Annotated in this window: 6 protein-coding genes and 1 pseudogene; 2 read left to right on the plus strand and 5 right to left on the minus strand. The window is 35.1% G+C overall.

The window, feature by feature from the left end; genetic code table 11:
• Nucleotides 1-852, minus strand: an 852-nt coding sequence (locus tag F6K13_RS20310; RefSeq protein WP_287288187.1) for a histidine kinase dimerization/phospho-acceptor domain-containing protein, incomplete at its 3' end; no start/stop codon positions are given.
• 210 nt (nucleotides 853-1,062) lie between these two features.
• On the opposite strand from F6K13_RS20310, the gene F6K13_RS20315 reads away from it, so the two are divergent.
• On the plus strand, nucleotides 1,063-1,401 hold the full coding sequence (locus F6K13_RS20315) for a DUF3155 domain-containing protein (protein ID WP_124146716.1): 339 nt from the start codon (nucleotides 1,063-1,065) through the stop codon (nucleotides 1,399-1,401).
• Between the two features lie 531 nt (nucleotides 1,402-1,932).
• Here the strand turns inward: F6K13_RS20315 and F6K13_RS20320 are convergent.
• The 3 genes from F6K13_RS20320 to F6K13_RS20330 all read right to left on the minus strand — a co-directional run bounded on the left by F6K13_RS20320 (nucleotide 1,933) and on the right by F6K13_RS20330 (nucleotide 3,512).
• Nucleotides 1,933-2,466 carry a cofactor assembly of complex C subunit B gene (locus tag F6K13_RS20320; protein WP_124146715.1) on the minus strand — a complete coding sequence of 178 codons (534 nt, stop codon included), beginning with the start codon at nucleotides 2,464-2,466 and terminating at the stop codon, nucleotides 1,933-1,935.
• A gap of 206 nt (nucleotides 2,467-2,672) precedes the next feature.
• Nucleotides 2,673-3,050, minus strand: coding sequence for a PadR family transcriptional regulator (locus tag F6K13_RS20325; protein ID WP_124146714.1), 378 nt, complete (start codon nucleotides 3,048-3,050; stop codon nucleotides 2,673-2,675).
• 258 nt (nucleotides 3,051-3,308) lie between these two features.
• Nucleotides 3,309-3,512, minus strand: a complete 204-nt coding sequence (locus F6K13_RS20330) for a DUF751 family protein (protein WP_124146713.1) — start codon at nucleotides 3,510-3,512, stop codon at nucleotides 3,309-3,311.
• Nucleotides 3,513-3,693: 181 nt separating this feature from the next.
• On the opposite strand from F6K13_RS20330, the gene F6K13_RS20335 reads away from it, so the two are divergent.
• Nucleotides 3,694-3,858, plus strand: a complete 165-nt coding sequence (locus F6K13_RS20335; protein WP_287288189.1) for a hypothetical protein — start codon at nucleotides 3,694-3,696, stop codon at nucleotides 3,856-3,858.
• 81 nt (nucleotides 3,859-3,939) lie between these two features.
• On the opposite strand, the pseudogene F6K13_RS20340 reads toward F6K13_RS20335, so the two are convergent.
• Nucleotides 3,940-4,385 (minus strand): annotated as a pseudogene (locus F6K13_RS20340) (translation elongation factor); the annotation flags it as partial.

Below are 4,385 nucleotides of genomic sequence, written 5' to 3' on the forward strand. Positions count from 1 at the left end.
AGACTCTGGCAAAAGTGGTAATGATTTGAATTCTTTATTAGCTTCTGTATAATAATCTATTACATTGTCATTTTTAGTTGTAGTTTGAGGATACTCGCTTTGCCCAGAAATACTCAAAATTTCTTCTCCAACCTCGACAGTGTCATCAATTTGTTCTATCAACTCTCTGAGGCGATCGCCTTCCCGTAAAATACTATTAGCAATATTCCAGCTTTTATCTTCTGGCAACAATCTTTTCAGCAATAACTTACCAAAAGTTCGTAGTGCAGTTAATGGACTTTTCAACTGATGCAATATGTCGTGTATTATATCATACTGCTGGGCTTGTAGCTTTTGCTGTTGCTGAAATTGCTCCTTTAACCATTGAGAACGTTGATCTAATATACAAGCTATGGCAATAGTATGGGCTACTTGTTGAATTTGATTTTTTTCACCTTGATTCCATGGCCTACCTTCTCTTACTGTTACCAGTAATCCTATTACTACTCCATCATGGATTAAAGGTAAAACAATTTGACGTTGTTGCCAAGGATGACTTTCTGGCCATTTAGGATCTGACTCTGTTGTGCCAGTGCTTGGTTCTAAGAGCCAAGTATTTGTCCCTGTAGTTAAGGTTGTTGCTGATAGTTTCGGAAGATCGCCTAATATTTGTATTTCTGAGGTTGTTTTGAAAACTGAAGTAGCTTCCCCATTCTCAAACTTTTCTGGGTATGCAATAATGGGAATTAGTTTAGCTTCATCTCCTTCTACTAATTTTTCTGTCAAGTAAACTATACTTAAACATGCACCCCAACTAGATACAAGGGCTATTTGTGATCTGCAAAGTCTAATAAATTCTGTACTGGTTGGCATTAGCATTGGAGCTATTTGTGGGACTTTCCACTAGATATGGACTTTTTTGGGACTCTAAATATCTCAGAATTTTATAAGCTATCTTCATCAAAGTGTATATTTTGTATCAAAATATTAAAAACACTTGAGTTTTTCAACTAAAATTTATATAATCTTATCAAATTTGGTAGCCATAACTACACCCATCGGCTAACACAGGAGGTAAGGAAATTGGCTAGAAGACGTAAGCGCAAAAGTCGTCGTAGACAAGAAGGACGCAGGATTCTTGAGCAAGTGGCTCAGTATAGTATTGAAAGTGGTGAAGATAAACCAGTCACTGCAGCCCGTAAATTTATTCATGCCCAAGGTATTGTTCCCCCTGCTGTACTTTTAGTTAGAAGGAATGAGCATACTACGGATCGATACTTTTGGGCTGAAAAAGGTTTATTTGGAGCTCAGTACGTTGAAGAAAATCACTTCTTGTTTCCTAGTTTAAAGGTTTTGACTGAAGCTAAGACACCTGACAAAAAGCAAATATTTAGTTCTACTCCAAATATAATTAAAGTGTAAGGACATCATTAATTTAATGTTTTTTACGGGCAAATTAAGAATGTCCTTGATTTTTGATGACCACCAACAAATATTAACTTCTACTGAAATATTTAGTAGGTGAGTGGGTAATACTGAACTCGTACTCCCAGCTCATTTAATTTAGTAGTATTTGGTCACAGATTTTATAGCCTTATGTGCTCAATTAACTAGGATTTAAAGCTTCCATCTGCCAATGGACTTAAATCCTAAGTTTTTTTTTGAATCTCTCCCGTTATAACTTTTGGTTTGAGCGGGAAATTATTGTTTTACTGATTTTTAACTAGGTTAAACCAACATATTTGATTGACCTTTGTTCAAATCATCCCCACAATATACTTGCTTTCTTTTTGACGATCTGGTATACACTACAGCTACTCATCTTAGTTAATCACTCGATCAGTTGACCAAATGGATTGCGACAACCTTGACAATGACCGAAATCCTATAGCAATACTATTGGTAGCTGATCAAAATAATTTATCTTAATAACTGTTTATACTTATAACTTGATTATTGGTATGGTTTCAAGTTTATAGCTGTTTGTAAAGCTGTTAATTCGTCTCTATGAGCTGTGACAGAAATTAAACTTTTGACCCCAGAATCCTCAGTCAATATTCCTTCTAACTTTAGAGACACTTGTTCTGGTCGTTTAGACTTTTGCCAATAAAAAATACCTGCTAAAGGAGATGCTAGCACTAGCCATAGATAGTATTGGCCATATTCAGGAACTAACATTGATAAAGCCAAGCCAAAACATAAACAACCTATTGCAGCTAATAGGGTCAAGAAAAATGCCAAAAACAAACTCGGTCGAACTACTCCTTCAAATATTAGTTGATTCTCAGCTGCATTAGCACTAACAATTCGGTAGGCCCGATAGCTAAAATATTCTTTTAGCTGCTGTAAAAGTGAATCAGCTTCCCGATCGGCTATCAGTTTGAGGTTCTTAGTCCTATTTTTTACTGATGCTTTGATAAAAAAAACTAGACCAATGCTAGATAGAAGCGTCAGTACAAATGACGATACTAAAGCTGTATTATTCATACAATTTTAAATTTGAATGGTTTTTTTATGTGTTCTCTTTTACATAAGTTTACAACAAAAAAAAAGACTAGCTGCTTTGTGACAAATATCAGCTAGGATTTATACTTCTATTTAGATTTTATAGCTGAAAAATTGGCACAAAAATATTCTCAATGGGAGTCTTAGCCAAAATCAGCATCAAAATTGTCCTCACCTGCCTAATCTATTTACATAGTTGATGGTTGAATTTGAGGCCGAATATGACCATTATTAGTATATTCGTACCATAGTTGGGCTAAATCTGTAGCTTGAGAACGCCATTGAGGGATAACTTGATACATTCTCCGTGGACGCCCTCTTCCTTCTACTTTTTTCCAATAGCCAATAATTGTGCTTTGATCCTCAAGAAATTTCAGAGCGCCGTATAATACTGTGTCAGAAAGTCGATAAATAGGGTAGTCCCTTTCTAATTGGCCAATAAGCTCAGTTCCGTAAGAGTCTCTTTGTAACAACACAGATAGGATATAGCACACTGCTAATTCTTTGTTTAGATAGACCGGAGGGGGACTTTGAAAAAATTGATAAATGTCCTCAAAAGAAGTCATCTGAATTTATCCACTCACTCTATCTTCCAATCTATCGTGCAAACCATTAGGTGACCACTCATTAGACTTCTTCTATTAAGTAAGTCAAAAGTTAAAAGTCAAAAGCCAAATAAATTGAGGATTTGTGGATAGGAATTTATTTGACTGTCAATTTTGCAGGGGGTCTATTTATTTCCCTTAGTAAATGCTATAAAAAATGCAGCAATTTTAGCAGATTAGTAGTGTAGAAGTTTAAGAAAGACATAAATTTACTATTTCTTAGGTTGGATTTATACCTAACATAGCTTGTAGAGTTAAGACTAGAAAAACAAATGTCCCGATGATTAGACCGATCAGAGCGATCGCCGTAACAGGTTTATTTAATAGTGGCTTAAGTTGATCGAATAGAAAAAAGAATATTCCGAGGGTAATAGTAATAAAGTATCGTGGGTAGCGAGAGACATTGTTGAAGAAATCTTGCATTGTTTTGTTTGATAAAATTTTAACTCTATAGCAGGGAACAGGGAGCAGGGAACAGGTAACAGTGGGAAAATAATTTCTCTCTCTGTCTAAGATTGATCATCAATCTATGCCCTAACCAACTCGTTCCTTGCTATGTACAATATTAGTTTAATATCTAATTAGGGTTTGCTGAAAAAGTCTTATGGGTGAGGGTAGGAGACAACCCACCCCTAACCCCTCCCCTCCTGGGAGGGGAAGACAGGAGAAAAGGGTCGGGAGCGAGGAAGTAGGAGCTAAGTTTTGTCCCTTGATTTTTCTGCCCAACTATGCGCCTAAAATACGCTCCTTTTTGAGCGTGAAGAGCTGAAAACCAGGTACTTTTTAAAGGCAAAAAAAAGACTAAAACCTTTATCTGTAAAGACTTTTAGATTTAATCAGCAAGCCCTAATTAGTCAATTTGTGACCATATCCAATCTATCCAGCTTTTTACAGTAGAAGCTCGTCTTTCTCTAGTTTTATCTCCTATTTTTAGATGATTTTCAGACAAAAGTTGGATTATTTGTTTTTTTGAGGGAATATGGGCAATTTCTAAGGATAGTTTAAAAGCTTGATTAAATACTTCGTGTTCCAATATTTTTTCGATGAGCTTTAAATATTTAAGTTTATGTCGTTGACAAAAAATATCTTTGGCTTGGTTTGTTAGTGTAAAAGTTTTTTCCTGTTTTGTTATTAGCTCTAAATATTTTCCTGCGCTTGTATAATAATAAGTTTGTCTCTCATCAAATTGATAATTTTCTGTAATTTCATCTGAAGTTAAATCATTTTCTAATAGTAGTGAAATTAAGTCTATTAATCTTTCAAATTTATTGGCTTGTGGAAATGGAATCTTTGGCG

The organism is Okeania sp. SIO2B9 (assembly GCF_010672505.1).
Lineage (GTDB): Bacteria > Cyanobacteriota > Cyanobacteriia > Cyanobacteriales > Microcoleaceae > Okeania > Okeania hirsuta.